General features: G+C 60.0%; 11 protein-coding genes. 5 read left to right on the plus strand and 6 right to left on the minus strand.

The window, feature by feature from the left end:
- Positions 1-10 precede the first annotated feature (10 nt).
- The 4 genes from CE491_RS25875 to glgA are packed head-to-tail and all read right to left on the minus strand — an operon-like array spanning position 11 to position 8,291.
- Positions 11-2,809: a malto-oligosyltrehalose synthase gene (locus CE491_RS25875; protein WP_407681371.1), complete on the minus strand. Its 2,799-nt coding sequence runs from the start codon at positions 2,807-2,809 to the stop codon at positions 11-13.
- Complete coding sequence (malQ, locus tag CE491_RS25880) at positions 2,806-4,875, minus strand: 4-alpha-glucanotransferase (RefSeq protein WP_110951182.1); 2,070 nt, start codon at positions 4,873-4,875, stop codon at positions 2,806-2,808. The genes CE491_RS25875 and malQ overlap by 4 nt, the downstream gene beginning before the upstream one ends.
- Positions 4,865-6,679: a malto-oligosyltrehalose trehalohydrolase gene (gene treZ / locus CE491_RS25885; RefSeq protein WP_110951183.1), complete on the minus strand. Its 1,815-nt coding sequence runs from the start codon at positions 6,677-6,679 to the stop codon at positions 4,865-4,867. Before treZ ends, malQ begins: the two co-directional genes overlap by 11 nt.
- 25 nt (positions 6,680-6,704) lie before the next feature.
- The gene (glgA, locus tag CE491_RS25890) at positions 6,705-8,291 is read right to left on the minus strand and encodes a glycogen synthase GlgA (protein ID WP_110951184.1); all 1,587 of its coding nucleotides are present in this window, start codon (positions 8,289-8,291) and stop codon (positions 6,705-6,707) included.
- Positions 8,292-8,891: 600 nt separating this feature from the next.
- Here glgA and CE491_RS25895 point away from each other — a divergent pair.
- Positions 8,892-9,383 (plus strand): GNAT family N-acetyltransferase, encoded by a 492-nt coding sequence (locus CE491_RS25895; RefSeq protein WP_110951185.1) that lies wholly within the window; start codon positions 8,892-8,894, stop codon positions 9,381-9,383.
- 182 nt (positions 9,384-9,565) lie between these two features.
- Here CE491_RS25895 and CE491_RS25900 read toward each other — a convergent pair whose 3' ends face one another.
- Complete coding sequence (locus CE491_RS25900) at positions 9,566-11,311, minus strand: phosphoethanolamine transferase CptA (protein WP_110951186.1); 1,746 nt, start codon at positions 11,309-11,311, stop codon at positions 9,566-9,568.
- A gap of 348 nt (positions 11,312-11,659) precedes the next feature.
- A complete protein-coding gene (locus tag CE491_RS30460; protein ID WP_199885255.1) occupies positions 11,660-11,833 on the minus strand; it encodes a DUF6026 family protein in 174 nt (57 codons plus the stop codon).
- Between the two features lie 314 nt (positions 11,834-12,147).
- Between CE491_RS30460 and gnd the strand changes: the two genes are divergently transcribed.
- The 4 genes from gnd (at position 12,148) to CE491_RS25920 (ending at position 17,418) form a co-directional block, all read left to right on the plus strand.
- Positions 12,148-13,125, plus strand: a complete 978-nt coding sequence (gene gnd / locus CE491_RS25905; protein WP_110951187.1) for a phosphogluconate dehydrogenase (NAD(+)-dependent, decarboxylating) — start codon at positions 12,148-12,150, stop codon at positions 13,123-13,125.
- Positions 13,125-14,648: a glucose-6-phosphate dehydrogenase gene (zwf, locus tag CE491_RS25910; RefSeq protein ID WP_110951188.1), complete on the plus strand. Its 1,524-nt coding sequence runs from the start codon at positions 13,125-13,127 to the stop codon at positions 14,646-14,648. Before gnd ends, zwf begins: the two co-directional genes overlap by 1 nt.
- The gene (locus CE491_RS25915; protein ID WP_110951189.1) at positions 14,645-15,463 is read left to right on the plus strand and encodes an HAD family hydrolase; all 819 of its coding nucleotides are present in this window, start codon (positions 14,645-14,647) and stop codon (positions 15,461-15,463) included. The genes zwf and CE491_RS25915 overlap by 4 nt, the downstream gene beginning before the upstream one ends.
- Positions 15,464-15,603: 140 nt before the next feature.
- Entirely contained in the window at positions 15,604-17,418 is a 1,815-nt protein-coding gene (locus CE491_RS25920; protein ID WP_110951190.1) for a glycoside hydrolase family 15 protein, read from the plus strand.
- The last annotated feature ends 35 nt before the right edge of the window (positions 17,419-17,453 follow it).

Below are 17,453 nucleotides of genomic sequence, written 5' to 3' on the forward strand. Positions count from 1 at the left end.
CTCCCAGGTATTACAAGGTTTGAATAAGCAGATTTACGGAAAATTCCTTGAGCGCTTCGCTGAGCGACAATTCCTTGCTCTGTGTGACTGTAGCCTGTGCAAAAAGTCCCTTCCAATTTGGGTTTGCATCAGCGAACGGCAGGAGGATTCGTGTATTGCCCCAATTTGCTGCATTGATCAATGGAGTTTGCGCAGTGCCCAATAGTTCAGCCGGCAAACGTGGTACCACAACGATAGCCCGCATATCCTCCTTTTCCCGGGCAAATGCCACGACGTGTGCGGCCTTTTCGCCGATCACTTCGAGCGGTTGGTAGCGACCCTCACTGAACAGTGTCGGATATTGATTGCGCAGCATGAGCACCTGCGCAATCAAAGCCTGTTTGATCCGGCCGTCCTGCCACTGGGCGAGCAGCTCGGTGAGCGTCGTGGAGTCACCCAACGCGCGTTGGCGAGCGGGGTAATCCACCGGACGACGGTTGTCCGGATCCACCAGGCTAAAGTCCCAGAATTCGGTACCCTGATACAGATCAGGCACACCGGGCACGGTCATTCGCAGCAAAGTTTGCGCCAGACTGTTCAAGGCACCCGCCGGGGCGATCCGGTTGGCGGTCGCACCAATGGACTGACGCAAGGCGAGCGCATCGGGGCTGAGCAACAGTTGCTGCAGAAACTCGCGGCAGGCGGTTTCATAAGGCTCGTTGGGCGCGCTCCAACTGCTTTGCAGTTTGGCTTCGCGCAGGGCTTTTTCCTGCCATTGGACGAGGCGCTTGGCGTAATCCTCAAAGGCGCTTTCGCCCTCCATGTTCAGCGGCCAACTGCCCAGAATCGCCTGGTACAGCATCAGCTCGTCGCCCGGGCTGATGTGGATGTCTCCCTGCTTCAGCGGCGCGCAAAGTTGCTGCCAGCGCTCTACCTGCTCGGCATACCAGGGGGCTGTTTCGCTGAGCACGGCCAGACGCGTACGGGTATCTTCGCCACGCTTATGGTCGTGGGTTGCAGTGGTCAGCAGGTTGTTCGGGAAGCTTGCACCGCGCTCGATGCAGACCTCATGAAATGCCTCGGGCGGTGCACTGAAATGTTGCGGATGGAAGCCCACATCGTTGCGCGAAAGGAGCACAGCGGAACGATAGAACGAGGTGTCTTCCACCGATTTTGCCGCCACCGGAGAGGTCAGTTGCTGGAAGCGGTTGCAGGCCTTGCGGCGCATTTCACGCAGCGGACCGCTGGGGTAATCGCGCAGGCTTTCGCCGCCCAGCCAGCGTTGCAGATAATCGAGCACCGGCCAGTCGCCTTCGCTGAGCATCTCCCGCGCGCCACTCATGGCCTGCTGGAAGAAGCGCTCGTCTTCGGCTGAGCGCCCACAGGCGGTGATGTAGGTGCGATAGACCGGAAAGTTGCCCACCAACGCCAGCAGTGCGCGGCGAATGGCGCCCAGGGTCATATCGCGGCTCATGACGTCGCTGCGGGCCACTTGCAGCAATGCCTGGGCGAGATTTTCGAAGTCCCCGGCAAGGGTGCCGTGCAAAACCAGATCCCGGGCTTCGAGCACTTCCTGATTGAAGTCGGCTGTGCGTCCGCTGATGCGGCTCCACAGCTCGCCCAGTACGTCAGCGCCACGTGGATCGTGCTGCAGCAGTGAGACCTGGTTCATGAACTCGTAACCGGTGGTGCCGTCGACGTTCCAGTCCTTGCGCACCTGTTCATCGGAACCGAGGATTTTCTCGACGAAAATCGGTACATGACTCAGTTCGGTGCCCGGAGGACGCTGGATGAGCAGACTTTCGACCCGCCGGTGCAGCTTGCGGCAGTAACCGCGAGGATCGGCCAGACCATCGATGTGATCGATACGCAGGCCATCCACGAGGCCGTCAGCGATGAGCTGGAAGATCTTGCCGTGGGTGGCCTCGAACACCTGCGAGCGCTCGACCTTGAGGCCGCCCAGCTCGTTGATGTCGAAGAAGCGCCGCCAGTTGATGTCGTCGCCCGCGGTGCGCCAGCTGGCCAGCCGATAATCCTGACGCTCCAGCAGTTTGTGCAGTCGGTCGAAGCCTTCAGGCTTGCTCGAGTCGAACTGCTCAAGGCCAGTTTCGATCGCCTTGCGCAACTCGGGTTTTGCCTTGATCAGCGTCGCCAGCGCATCTTTGATTTGCTGGGCTTCGTCGTACGCCTGAGGGCTTGCGTCCAGACGCTCGAAGCGCACGGTCAGATCGTCCAGCTCTGGGCGGTTGGCCGCTCTGAGCAGCGGCCCATAGGTCCCAGGGTTGATCGGGAAGTGGTGCTGATAGTGCTCGACACGAAAGCTTGCGTGCTCGGTGTCGAAGCGCAGCGGCACTTCATTGTTCTGCAGCACGGTGCCGTAATCGGTGCTCAGGAACGGCAGCAGCAATTGCCCCTTGAGCAACGGGTCGGGGGAATTCCACTGGATGTCGAAGAACTTGGCGTATGGGCTGCGCTGACCCCATTCCAACAGGTCCAGCCACCAGGGGTTATCGGCGCCGCCGACGGCCATGTGGTTGGACACGATGTCCAGAATCAGGCCCATGCCGTGCTTGCGCAACTCGGCCACCAGGCGTAGTAGTGCCGGCTCGCCACCCAGTTCGGGATTGATGACTCGCGGATCGACCACGTCATAGCCATGCATCGAACCGGCCCGCGCCTTGAGCAATGGCGAGGCGTAGATGTGGCTGATGCCGAGCTGGGCGAAGTAGGGGACCAGGGCCGTGGCGTCGTCGAGGGTGAAGTCTTTATGAAATTGCAGGCGCTGCGTCGCGCGCAGGGACTTGAGGGGTGGGTTCACTGGATGACTCATTGATCACGCTCCGCGGCCTGTTGACGTGCTGCTGCCAGTATTTCCAGACGACGCGCCGCGTTGGGGGTGTCCAGTAAGGTAGCGCAGTCGCCGGGCAGGCGCCGACGCCAGTTGGGGTGGCTGTCGATGGTGCCGGGAAAGTTGGCTTGCTCTTCGATGCCCAGGGCGTCTTCGATGGGCAAGAGTACCAGCGGGGCACGGGTGTGGCCCAGGTAGCGTACGCAGCCGTCGATGATGTCACTGTCGGTGCTGTCATGCATGCCGTAGTTCTGCCGCAGCGCTGCACGCAGCCCCCGACGTTCCCGCTCGCGGTTCTCGCGCCACTCGCTTTCTGTTTTTTCATCGATATGGCCGAGGGTCTTGTTCCAGTCGATATCCAGTTCGCTGAGCCAGCCAGTGAGGGTCGGCAGGTCGTGGGTGCTGGTGGTCGCCAGTGCGTCGTCGGACCATTTGATGATCGGTTTGAAATGCGCGTTGTCCTGTTCGAACAGCAGCACGCGCATGCCGAGAATGCCACGGGTCGAGAGTTTCTCGTGCAGGCCTTCCGGCACCGTGCCCAGGTCTTCGCCCAGCACCACGGCCTTGTGCCGCCAGGATTCCAGGCACAGCAGGCGCAGCATGTCGTCCAGCGGGTAGTTCAGATAGGCACCTTCGCTGGCCGGTGAGCCCAGCGGCACCACCCACAGGCGCTGCAGCCCCATCACATGGTCGATGCGCAGGCCGCCGGCGTGGGCGAAGTTGGCCCGCAGCATTTCGATGAACGCGCGAAAGCCGTTGCGTTTCAGGCCGGTGGGCGAGAATGCCGAGATACCCCAGCTTTGCCCTGAACGATTGAGAATGTCCGGCGGTGCGCCGACGGTCAGTGCCGACAGCAACTCATCCTGCCGGCTCCAGGCCTGACTGCCTGCACCATCAGCGCCTACCGCCAGGTCGCCAATCAGACCGACGCTCATGCCGCTGCTACGGGCGGCAGTCTGAGCGCGTTCCAGACATCGGGCGATCAACCATTGAGCGAATGCGTGAAAACCGATCTGTTCGCCATGCTGCGCGGCGAACTCATCAATGGCCTTGCTGCGCGGAGTCTTGAACTGCTCCGGCCATTCGTGCCAGTTGCCGCCAATGCCCAGGTTCTGGCCCTCGTCACGCAGGGCTTCGAAACGACAATGGTTCTCCAGCGCTTCTCCTCCGGCGTGGCGGAAGCTGTTGAAGTCTTCGTGCAGCGGATGGCCGCTGCCGATGAAAGAAGCGTAGAGCGCGCGGTAGAGCTTCCACTTGGCGGTTGCCGCCGCTGGCCAGTCGATCAGGGGCAGGCTTTCCAGACGTTTCAGTTCTTCGGCCAGGCCAGTTTCGTCGATGGCCATGCGCACCGCGCGCTCACCCAGGATGGCGCTGGGCGCTGCGTATAACGCATTGAGGAACAGGCGGCTGGAGGGCGAGTAGGGGCTGAAGCGTTCGCTGTCGTTGGAAAACATCGCGTGCACCGGGCTGATCGCAATCGCCGCCACGCCGCGTTCGCCCGCGCTGCGGGCAAAGGTTTCCAGCGCCTGGGTGTCGCCAAATCCGCCATCGCCTTGACGACGCAGGTAATACAGCTGCAAGGTCAGGCCCCAGGTGCGAGGTACGCTGACATCGGTGGCCATGGCCAGGGTGTAAGCGGTTTTCGGCGCGACAGCGATTGTCAGGTGTTGACCGGCAATCGCCAGTTGCTGATAACCCACCGTGGCCAACGCCGGCAGCTCAGCCTTGGCGGTCAGCTTGGCGTCCAGCCGCGACCCGTCTTCCAGTTCCAGGACGAACGGCGTGTCCGGCTTGAACCAGGCCGACAGGTCCAGATTGCTGCCGTGGTCGACGGTCAGCAGGGGTGGAGGGGTGGTGGATAGACTCTGATCCTGCAACTGCTTGAGACTTGCGGCGATCTGCTCATCGTTCTCGGCGGGACAGCCAAGGCCCGCAAGGACCTTGCGCAGTACTTCGGGGCTGACTCGTTGCGGTCTTGCGTTGGCGTCTTTCCAATCGACGGATAATCCGGCTTCGGCGGCCAGCATCTCCAGTTGCTCATTGCTCATCCTGTTCCTCCACAACGTCACTCGATATCAGGCTGACAATGGCCGTGTATGGATTGAGGTTGCCGTGTTGGGAAAGTTCTGCCGATTTTGGATGGGACTCATGGAGAACCTTCCAGACGCTGTGCTCGCCGATCTGCACGGCGTGTTCACTCAGATTCAGGTCAATGCGCAGGATGTAGCCCTCAGCCAACTGCCAGCGTGCGCTGACTGCCTTGTCCGCCAACACTTGTGCACCGAGCGCCTCTGCGCCCTCCAGCAGCGGGACGATATGCTCGCGGCGGATTTGCAGCAGCTCACGGTACAACGCCAGCCAGTTGCGATGGTCCTGGCCCTTATCGGTTTCCAGCAGCAGGGCGTCGAACGCCGGACGCGAAGCCTCGAAGGTTTGCAGGGCGTTGGGGTCGGGAATGCGCTCGCGCTTGGCCGGGTCGGCAAACGCCGCGAAATCGGCGAACTCGCCCCGACGGCCCTCGCGCACAGCATCGGCCAGCTCGTCATGAAAATCAGTGAAGAACAGGAACGGCTCGCTGGCGCCCCATTCATCGCCCATGAACATCAGCGGAATCATCGGTGAAAGCAGCAACAGTGCCGTGGCGGCACGCAGCGCCTGGGGCGGACTCAGTTGCACGAGGCGCTCGCCCAGCGCACGGTTGCCGATCTGGTCATGGTTCTGCAAAAACAACACGAACGACGTCGGCGACAGGTGCGCGCTCGGCTCCCCACGATTATGCCCGTGACGGGTGGACTCGCCCTGGTAGACAAAGCCCTCACTCAGCAGGCGCGCCAGTTTGTGCGTCGGTTGCTGAGCGAAGTCGGTGTAGTAGGCGTCGGTTTCGCCGGTAAGCAGCACATGCAATGTGTTGTGGCCGTCGTCATTCCACTGCGCGTCGTAGTCCTGCTCCAGACGGTGGGCTTCGTTGAATTCGTTTTCCAGCATCAGCCAGATGTGACGACCAGAGGGAGTCTGCTGCTTGACCCGTTCAGCCAGTTCCTTGAGGAACGTCGGGTCTTCGATGGCATGCACGGCGTCGAAACGCAATCCGTCGAAGCGGTACTCCAGAAGCCACATCAGGGTGTTGTCGATGAAGAAATCGCGCACCTCGCGACGTCGAAAATCAATTGCGTCGCCCCACGGGGTTTTCTTGTCGCTGCGGAAAAAGTGCCGGGCGTACGCGCCCAGATAATTGCCATCGGGACCGAAGTGGTTGTAGACCACGTCCAGAATGACCGCCAGACCCAGGCCGTGCGCAGTGTCGATCAGGTGTTTTAGTTGCTCCGGCGTGCCGTAGGACGATTGCGGCGCATAGGGCAAAACGCCGTCGTAACCCCAGTTGCGGCTGCCGGGAAACTGCGCGATGGGCATCAACTCAATGGCAGTGACGCCTGTGTCGGCCAGATGTTGCAAGTGCTGCTCGACGCCCGCAAAGCCGCCCAGCGCGCCAACATGCAGCTCGTAGATGACCGCTTCAACCCAGGGGCGTCCATTCCAGGCATCGTGCTGCCATTGATAGGCGCCGGGATCGACTACCACGCTGTAGCCGTGCACGTCTCCGACCTGAGCCCGGGAAGCCGGGTCAGGTACGTCGAGTTCATGGTTGATTTTGTAGCGATAGTGCGAGCCGGCCGAGCAGCGCGTTTCAAGGACAAACCAGCCATCTTCCTGCGGCAGCAGGGCCTGGGAAGGCCCGTTCTCGATCTCGACACTTACGTATTCCGCATCCGGTGCCCAGAGGGCGAACCGGGTGTGATCGGATTCCAGCAGGACGGCGCCGTGGCGCCAGTTCTTATCCGTGCGCGAAGGCATCCGTTACCCCTTTTTCGTTCATCGATCAGTAGTGCAGTGCAGCACCCACGTTTTTCTTCAGCAGTTCCTGATACAGGTCGGCATAGGGCTCTACTGCCTTGTGCCAGTCGAACGGTGCGGCCATGGCACGGCAGCGCATGGCGTTGAGCAGCGTCGGGTTGGCAAAAACATTGAAGGCGCGAGTGAGCGCCTCGGTGTAGCTCTCAACGGTGGACTCATCGAACAGAAAGCCGGTGCAGCCGTCTTCGATGGTGTCGGCCAAGCCGCCGGTCTTGCGCGCTACCGGCAACGAACCAAAGCGCTGTGCATACATTTGGCTCAGGCCGCAGGGCTCGTAACGCGAAGGCATCAGCAAGAAGTCGCTGCCGGCGAACATGCGACGGGCATCGGTTTCATTAAAGCCCACGCGCACGCTGATCTGCCCAGGGAAGCGCGCCGCCAGGTCACGCATGGCGTCTTCTTCCTCAGGCTCGCCACGGCCGATAATTGCGATCTGACCGCCTTTACTGACGATGTACTCTGCGACGCCGATGGTCAGGTCCAGGCCCTTCTGGTACACCAGGCGCGAAACCACGGCGAACAGCGGACCGGTGGACGGCTCGAGCTCGAACAGCTCGCGCACGTAGTCGGCGTTGATTTCCTTACGCGTCCACTCGTTGGGCGCGAACCGGCAAATCAGGTGGTCGTCGGTGGCGGCGTCCCAGCTTTCGTCGATACCGTTGGGAATCCCGCTGAGCTTGCCGATGTCGGCTTTGCTCTGCAGGAAGCCTTCCAGCCCGCAACCGAAGTCCGGGGTGGTGATTTCCTTGGCATAGGTGGCGCTGACCGTGGTGATGTGGCTGGCGTACGCCATGCCCGCCTTGATGAACGACAGCTTGCCGTAGAACTCCATGCCATCCGGGCCCAGCGCCGAATCGGGTATGCCCAGTTCACGGCTCGACGCGGTGCTGACAAAACCCTGATAGGCCAGGTTGTGAATGGTGAAAATGCTCGGGGTGTTCTGACCGCGCCACTTCATATAGGCAGGCGCCAGACCTGCCGGCCAGTCGTGAGCATGAACCAGCTCCGGACACCATTGGGTTTTCACCGCCCCGGCGGCGAAATCGGCAGCTGCCAGCCCCAGACGCGCGAAGCGAATATGGTTGTCGGACCAGTCACGGCCATGATTGTCGCCATAAGGCGTGCCTTCACGTTCGTACAGTTCCGGGCAGATCAACACGTAGATGACCAGACCGTCTTTCATGTCCATACGGCCGATCTTGCACGGAGGCAGCGCGGCATGCCCGCTGAGTTCGCTGATGATGTGAATCGGGTTACCGCTATTGATGACCTGTGGATAGCCGGGAATCAGCACGCGGACATCGTGCAGGTGGCGCATGGCGCGCGGCAGTGCAGCAGACACATCACCCAGACCGCCGGTTTTCACCAGATCGGCCATTTCCGAAGTCACGAACAGGATTTTTTTCCGGTTCGCCATGGAGATGCCTGGTTGTACAGGGGGCAGTTGCAGCAGAGGTGCGCTCGTCGTTGCGAAGACCGGCAGATGGGTCAGCTCGCTGGCCGGCTGATTAAAACTCTCTCCCTTCTGGGTTTTGACAGCGGCACTAATCATCGTTTTCTCCCATTCGATACGCAGTGTTGGTACAGCACTCGATTTCTAATCAGCCATATCCTATGGCCAGGCACACAAGACCTACGCAAGATCGATACCCATTTACCGACTGCATAATGAAGGACAGGGTGAAAGCGGCCTCTGCTCGGGCGTTATCCAATAGCATAGGCGCTCTAATCAGCTGACCCAGGGCATTTGTAGAAGTTTCGCCTTTTTTTATCGGAAATGTCTGGCATGCGGCACTGCGGGGTGTTGTAGGAAAGTATCGAGCGCGCTACAGAATTTCTCTGACCGCCAAATGCGCCGTCCTGGGGCACGGATCGCTTACCAAAAGGGTTTACCACCGCTGGTCGGATTGTTCGACAATAAACGCAGCGGCGCCAGAAAAGCATAGGCCTCTTCGGTTTTTTTGCGACTGGCCAGTCACAAAAAGCTGACATGGCCTTTTCTCGGTGCGAGAGCGCTCAATTCTCGTGCGCAATGAGAAAATTCCTACTTCTGTACCGGGAAATTTTGGTGCGCTCCACGGTAGAATCCTGAGCACGCGGCAAACGGGCTTCCAGCCCGCTGCCTGTTATTCCCTAGTTGTAGAGGAAAGCAATGCAAGCCTCTGAGGTGCTGGTCCTGCAAGCCAGCTATACCAACCCGGTCCATGCTGAAGCCATCGGTTTCCTGCTCGACCAATACGCCACGGATGCCATGGGCGGCGGCGAACCACTGTCCATGGACACCCGTCAACAATTGGCGATCGAACTCGCCAAAAGGCCTCACGCCTTCAGCGTGCTGGCGTTTATTGCCGGTGAGCCCGTAGGGCTGGTCAACTGTTTCGAAGGTTTCTCCACCTTTGCCTGTCGTCCGCTGGTGAACATCCACGATGTGGTGGTCATTGCCTCGGCCCGTGGGCAAGGTATCAGTCAGAAGATGTTGGCCAAGGTCGAGGAAATCGCCCGTCAGCGCGGCTGCTGCAAGATGACGCTGGAAGTGTTGGAGGGTAACGCGGTTGCCCAGGGTGCTTATCGCAAGCTTGGCTTCTCCGATTACCAGCTCGATCCGCAAATGGGCCGGGCGCTGTTTTGGCAGAAGGCGCTTTAAGCATCTCTGGGCGAAAGGGGTCCTGCAGAACCTGAGCGCGGGGGACACGCAGAAATTACCGGAGCGCACCTGCCGGCCGATTCCCATATCGTTCATCCTGACCCGTCCCCGCTAAATTTCTTGTACACAAAAAAGGCCTGCTTACGCAGGCCTTTGTGTTCAAGGCATGACCGAGCCGCGCTCTACCGCTTGGCCACCTCAGGTGCCGTATCAGGCTGCCTGGCAATCTTTTCCATCACCGCAAAGTCGCTCAAACCCTTCTGCGCATAAGGATCGCCAATCAGTCGTGGACGCTCCTTGAAGTCCAGGCTGACCAGACTCTTGGTCGGATCCAGCTCATCGAAGCTCAGCCCGGCCAGTTGCGCCCAGGTGTGGATCAGATTGGAACTGGTGTATGGGCGGTTGTGAATGCTGTCGAAGTTCCAGTCATGGGTCTCCCGCCATTTGGGGGAGGCGTAGGCAATGAACGGAACCGTGTACATCGGAATCGTCGGTTTGCCCTCATTGCGACCCAACGTGTCGTGACCGGGGGAGTCATAAACGTCTTCTCCATGATCGGACAGATACAACAGGAAACCGTTAGGGTCGGCCTTGCTGTAGCTCTTGATCAGGCTCGAGATGACGAAGTCGTTGTACAGCACGGCATTATCGTAGCTGTTGTACATCTGCAGCTTGCTGTCATCGATCGCGGCAGGCACACCCTCGCGGCCGGTGAATTTCTCGTACTGCTCCGGATATCGATACTGATACGCCATGTGCGTGCCCAGCAGATGCACGACGATCAACTTGCGCGGTGCGGCATCGGTCAGCGCCTTGGCAAACGGCTCCAGCACATCGCCGTCGTACTGGCGGGCGTTCTGGTTACGGTTGTTGTTCAGGTAAACCTGTTCATCCGCCTGCTCGGAGAAGGTGGTGAGCATGGTATTGCGCTTGGTCATCGTCTGTTGGTTGGTGATCCAGAAGGTTTTGTAGCCTGCCTGTTTCATCACGCTGACGATCGAGGGAGTCTTCAGGTACAGATCCGGGTTTTCCTCGTCCGCGAAAGTCAGCACCTGTTGCAATGCCTCGATGGTGTACGGGCGCGGAGTAATGACGTTATTGAAGACCTCCAGCTGGTCTTTCATGGCGTCAAGGTTAGGCGTGGTCTGCCGCGGATAGCCATAGAGATGCATGCGCCCGCGGTTGGTCGACTCGCCAATCACAAGTACCAGTGTGGTGGGCAGGCCCGCCTGCTGATCCTTGAGATTGGTCAGTGGCGGGATGTTGCTGCTGGTGGTGAGCATGTCCTGCATGCTGTCCAACTGCTGGGTGTAGCGATGGTAGGCGACCAGCATCTGCCATGGCACGGCAGGCTCGATGCGCGATTCGAAGCCTTCAAGGCCGGCTGCCACCGTGTCGTTACGCGCCATCTGCTTGGCCAGCGGGTAGCCGATAATCGCGACCAGCAGCGCGGTGGCGACGACCCAGGCGCGACCACGGGGCATGTACACCGGGCGCAGGCGGGTCCACAGGAAGATCGCGAAAGCGGTGTGGGCGATGAATGCCAGCACGATCCACCAGGCGAAGTACTGGGTCATGTATTCGCCAGCTTCTGAGATGTTCGACTCGAACATGATGAAGATGACGCTCTGCGAGAATTCCTGCTGGTAGATGAAGAAGTACCCCAGGCTCGCCATGGAGCAGGCCCACAGGACCACACCGATCACAGCGGCCATGATCCGGGTCTTGTTGGGGAAGATCAGCATGGGGGCGAGCCAGATGCCGCTCATTACGAACGCCTGACGAAAGCCCGAGAAGCCGGTGATACCGGTCAGTTGAATCAGTAGTTGCGTGATACCGGAAAAGTACCAGAAGAATAAGAAGAGCCAGGCCACACCGGCCCAGTCGAACCCTTTCGGAGCCGTGGTGCTCCGTTTCATTGTTGCCATCAGGCGCTCCCGCTATGAATCTATCGAGCGGCTCAGTAGCCGCCTCGTGTGTCCTCGTGTGCCATGGAAGGGGATGTGCGGACAGCAGCAGACCGACAGTCGTTCCATAGAGGTGCGCGAGTATGGCGAACGGGAGGTGAAAAAAATGTGAGGCGGGTGTCTGCAGGCCCTGGAAAGCTCAAGACCGGGATTTGGCGGGGAGGCGGAACGTTACCCGATGTGTCTGGTCCGACAAGGGACTGTCGATTTTTGGGGAGACCAGGCGAGGGGATGACGTAAGCGAGGAGAGCCAGTCACAAGGGCAAGCCAGCGAATCGGGCTTGCCACAATCGGTAAAGGCGGGATGGATCAGGCCTGCAGGGCCGTACCGCTATTGGCGAGATGAGCGTGTTGCAGCATCAGGGCCATGTGAGCGACTTTCTTTTGCAGCTGGTCGCGTTCTTCCCTGAGCTGGCGCAGCTCGTCACGACGAACGGTAACGTACAGAGTCTGTGGAACGCTTGCTGGTAGTACAGTGCCCATTGCTCACCTCGCAAATGGCGGATTCAACTTCGTAAGGTTCAAGCAATGACACGATCGCTACCCGACTTGTCCATGCTCCTACCTTTATCGGCGCGGATTCTGATTTCTTTTGAGGAAAAAGGGAACTTTTTTATTTTTTATTGTCGCGAACGTTTCTTGATCGCGAAAACAGGCGTCCTAACGCAGCTTTGACGCCCCAACATGAAACTATTTTCACCGGGAAACCTTCGTTTGCCTCCCCCGGACTAACCCTAGATGCGGCACTGGGCTATAAAATGGGGCACCCCTGTTTACGAATTAAGGAGCACCTCTACATGCAACTCGGGATTGTTGGACTAGGCCGCATGGGCGGCAACATCGCACGTCGACTGATGCTCAATGGCCACACGACCGTGGTCTATGATCGCGATGAGCAGTCTCGCACCGTGCTCGCCAACGAAGGTTCGACGCCAGCCGATGACCTCAAGTCACTGGTCGCAGCGCTGGATAAACCTCGAGCCGTCTGGGTGATGTTGCCTGCTGGCGCTCCGACCGAGGATACCATCAACATCCTGGCCGACCTGCTGGATGCCGACGATGTGATCATCGATGGTGGCAACACCTTCTATAAGGACGACGTGCGTCGCTCTCACGTGCTCAAGGAAAAGGGCCTGCACTACGTCGATGTCGGCACCTCCGGCGGCGTATGGGGCCTGGAGCGCGGTTACTGCATGATGATCGGTGGCGAAACTGAAGTCGTGAGTCGTCTGGATCCGCTGTTCAAGACCCTGGCTCCTGGCATCGGCAACGTGCCGCGCACCAAGGATCGTGTCAAGGATGCCGATCCACGCGCCGAGCAGGGCTACATTCATGCCGGCCCACCGGGCGCTGGCCACTTCGTCAAGATGATTCACAACGGCATCGAGTATGGAATGATGCAGGCCTTCGCAGAAGGCTTCGACATCCTCAAGACCAAGAACTCGGAAAACCTGCCTGCCGATCAGCGTTTCGACTTGAATCTGGGTGACATCGCCGAAGTCTGGCGTCGTGGCAGCGTGGTGTCCTCCTGGCTGCTGGACCTGACAGCCGACGCCCTGGCGACCGATCCACAGCTCAATGCCTATTCCGGCTCCGTGGCCGACAGCGGTGAAGGCCGCTGGACCATCGAAGCCGCCATGGAGCAGGCAGTACCGGTTCCGGTGCTGTCGACTTCGCTGTTTGCCCGCTTCCGCTCACGTCAACAAAGCACGTACGGCGACAAGATGCTCTCCGCCATGCGTTTCGGATTCGGTGGTCATAAGGAACCAAAATAATGGGTTTAACCCGAAGCAAGCAAAAGGCCCCGGTCGCTCCGGCGACCACGCTATTCCTGTTCGGTGCGCATGGCGATCTGGTCAAGCGGCTGTTGATGCCGGCCCTCTACAACCTGTTCCGTGACGGACTGGTGGGCGAGGATCTGCACATCGTCGGCGTCGACCACAACAGCGTCAGCGATGCCGACTTCGCCAGCAAGCTTGAGGATTTCATTCGCCAGGAGGCGGCCAGCAAGGTCGCCGAAGGCGGCAACGAGCCTCTGGATCCGGCGTTGTGGGGCAGTCTGGCCAAGCGCATTACCTACATCACGGGCGACTTTCTCGACGACGGCACCTATACGGCCATCGACGAGAAGATCAAGAGCACCGGCACCAAAAACGCCGTGTTCTACCTGGCGACCGCGCCGCGTTTCTTCAGTGAAGTGACCAAGCGCCTCGGCTCGTCGGGCCTGATGGGCGAGGGCGACGACCATTTTCGTCGCGTGGTGATCGAGAAGCCGTTCGGCCATGACCTGCCCAGCGCCGTCGAGCTGAACACTTGCTTGCTGAAGGTCATGACCGAGAAGCAGATCTATCGGATCGACCATTACCTGGGTAAGGAAACGGTGCAGAACATTCTGGTCAGCCGTTTCTCCAATGGGTTGTTCGAGTCGTTCTGGAACAACCACTACATCGATCATGTGCAGATCACTGCGGCCGAAACTGTGGGCGTCGAAACCCGCGGCAGTTTCTACGAAACCACCGGCGCGTTGCGTGACATGGTTCCCAACCACCTGTTCCAGTTGCTGGCCATGGTCGCCATGGAACCGCCTGCTGCCTTCGGCGCCGACGCAGTACGTGGCGAAAAAGCCAAGGTCATCGGTGCCATCCGGCCCTGGTCGGAGATGGAGGCCCTGGCCAACTCGGTGCGCGGCCAGTACACCGAGAGCAACATCGGCGGCAAGAGTGTGCCCGGTTATCGTCAGGAAGAACGGGTCGCGCCGGACAGCACGACGGAAACCTACGTCGCGCTCAAGGTGATGGTCGATAACTGGCGTTGGGTCGGCGTGCCGTTCTACCTGCGAACCGGCAAGCGCATGAGTGTGCGTGACACCGAGATCGCGATCTGCTTCAAGCCCGCGCCGTACGCGCAATTCCGCGATACCGACGTCGATCGCGTAGAGCCGAACTTCCTCAAGATCCAGATTCAGCCGGATGAAGGCATGTGGTTCGATCTACAAGCCAAAAAGCCCGGACCGACACTGGACATGCAAACCATCGAACTGGGCTTTGCGTACAAGGACTTTTTCGAAATGCAGCCATCGACCGGGTATGAAACCCTGATTTATGACTGCCTCACCGGCGACCAAACCTTGTTTCAGCGTGCCGACAACATCGAAAACGGCTGGCGTGTCGTGCAGCCGTTCATCGATGCCTGGGCCAAGGATCCGCAAGTGGAAACCTACCAGGCCGGCGAAGACGGTCCCGCAGCCGCCGATGAGCTACTGGCCCGCGACGGCCACAGCTGGCAACGCCTCGGATGAGCGACTCCGCGCAACCCCTCATCCGTTTCATGTTGTCCGACATCGATGGCACGCTGCTGCGGCCCGATCACAGCCTGAGTCAGGCCAATATCGACGCTGTGCGCAAGTTGCACCAGGCCGGGATTCATTTCTCGGTCGCCAGCAGCCGGCCGCCGCGCGCGATGCGTAAGCAGATCGCGGCCTTGGGCATCGATCTGCCGACAGTGGCGTTCAATGGCGCCAACATCATCAATCCGGACGGCAGCTTGCTCAAGGCCCATCGCATCGCCCTCAAGGCGGCGCGTACCAGTCTCGAGCTGTTTGCCGGTGAGAAAGTGGCGGTGTGGGTGTTCGCGGACGATCAGTGGCTACTGATCGATCCGCAGGGGGATTACGTCGAGCATGAGCGCAATACGCTGGGTTACGACTTCGTTCAGGTCGATCACTTCGATGACTATATCGACCGGATCGACAAGATCGTTGCCGCCAGCAAGGATTTCGAGCTGCTCAAGCAACTGGAAATCCAGCTCAACCCGCTGATCGCCGAAACGGCACTGGCAGCACGCTCGCAGTCCTATTACCTGGATGTCACGGCACTGGATGCGAACAAGGGCACGGCGCTGGAAACCCTGGCTGAAGAGCTGGGGGTGGCGCTGGCGCATACCGCGGCTATCGGTGATGCTGGCAACGACGTGGCAATGTTCCTGCGCGCAGGGCTGTCGATTGCGATGGGGCAGGCGGAAACTGCGGTCAAGTCCCAGGCTCATTACGTGACGGGCAGCAATCTGGAGGACGGAGTGGCCACGGCCATCGAACGTTACATCCTGCCGCACTGACACGCGGCGCCTTTCTGTAGCAGCCTGGCCGGCCGACGGTTGCGCTCTGTCGGCGATAGATTCATCGCCCGACCTGCCTGCAATTTCGGCAAGCGGCCGCTGCTACAGACTCTTCAGACACCAAGAGGGATCATCGCCCCATGGCTGTATTGATCGAAGATTACGCGCTGCTCGGCAATTGCCGCACCGCAGCGCTGGTAGCCCGCGACGGGTCGCTGGACTGGTTGTGTTTTCCACGCTTTGACGCACCTGCCTGTTTTTCCGCTCTGTTGGGCGACAGTGATAATGGTCGCTGGAAAATCGCGCCCACCGATGGCAAATGCAAGTCGCGGCGCGGCTACCGCGACGGCACGTTGATCCTTGAAACCGTGTTCAGCACCGACTCAGGCTCCGCTATGCTTCTGGACTTTATGCCGATGGCAGAAGGAAGCAGCGTGGTGCGCATGGTCATCGGGCTGGAAGGGCGCGTCGATTTCGCGATGGATCTGGCGATCCGCTTCGACTACGGCAGCACCGTGCCCTGGGTCGAAAAACGCGAGCCCCACACCATGACCGCTGTGGCAGGCCCGGAAATGCTGGTGCTGCACACCCCATCCGAATTGCATCCGCTGGATCATCACACCGAAAGCCAGTTTACGGTCGAGGCCGGTCAGCGCCTGGGTTTTTCGCTGTGCTGGCAGGCGTCCCACGAACCGGTCCGCCGAGCTTTCGATATCGAAAAAGCACTGGAGCAGACCGAGGGCTACTGGCGGGAGTTCTCCGATCGCTGCCCGGATGTCGGGCCGTGGACCGCTCAGGTCAAGCGATCGCTGATTACCCTCAAGGCCATGACCTATGCGCCCACGGGCGGCATCGTCGCCGCGGTGACCACCTCGCTGCCGGAGCAGCTGGGCGGCGAGCGCAATTGGGATTATCGGTTTTGCTGGCTGCGCGATGCGACCATGACCCTGCTGGCGTTCATGAACCTGGGTTATTACGAAGAGGCAACCGCTTGGCGCAACTGGTTGCTGCGTTCGATCGCGGGTAACCCCGAGCAGATTCAGATCATGTACGGGCTGGGCGGCGAGCGGCGCTTGCCGGAGTATCAATTGCCGTGGCTAAGCGGCTATGAAAACTCCCGTCCGGTTCGTATTGGTAACGCCGCTGCCATCCAGATGCAGCTGGACGTGTACGGGGAAGTGGCTGACGCCATGACCCAGGCGTTGAAAAGTGGTCTGCCTCGGCTGCCGCGCAGTACGGAAATCCAGAAGGTGATCATGCCGTTTCTGGAAAAGGTCTGGCACTTGCCGGACGCCGGGATTTGGGAGATCCGCTCCGAACCGCGACATTTTACCCACTCCAAGGTGATGGCCTGGGTCTCCTTCGATCGCAACGCCGTGGTGCTGGCGCAAAGTGACAACCCGGACGATCGCGAGCGGGGTCGGCATTATCGGCTGATCGCTGACGAGATTCATGCCGATGTCTGCACCAACGGCTACAACGCCGAACTGGGCTGCTTCGTGCAGACCTACGGCGGCAAAGAGCTGGACGCCAGCCTGTTGCAGATTGCGCTGACCGGTTTCCTGCCGGTGGATGATCCACGCGTTACAGGCACCGTGGCGCAGATCGAGAGGTCCCTGATGCAGGACGGCTTGCTGCTGCGCTACGACAGCGAGCGCAGCACCGACGGGGTGTCAGGCAGCGAAGGCACGTTCCTGGTCTGCTCGTTCTGGCTGGCCGACGTGTATGTGCTGCAAGGGCGTGATCAGGAAGCCAGCGACCTGTTTGCTCGGCTTTGCGGCTTATGCAATGACGTGGGCCTGCTGGCTGAGCAGTACGACCCGCGAGCCGGGCGCATGCTGGGTAACTTCCCTCAGGCGTTCAGTCACATCGGGATCATCAATACCGCGTTGAATCTGCATCGCGTGGTCTGCCCGGTGAAAACCCGCGCCGCTGCGCAGGCTGAGGCTGGCTGAAAGGATGGTTCTGTAGCCGCGCAGCTTGGCGGCGG

Origin of the sequence: Pseudomonas bohemica, from assembly GCF_002934685.1 — a bacterium.
Taxonomy (GTDB): domain Bacteria; phylum Pseudomonadota; class Gammaproteobacteria; order Pseudomonadales; family Pseudomonadaceae; genus Aquipseudomonas; species Aquipseudomonas bohemica.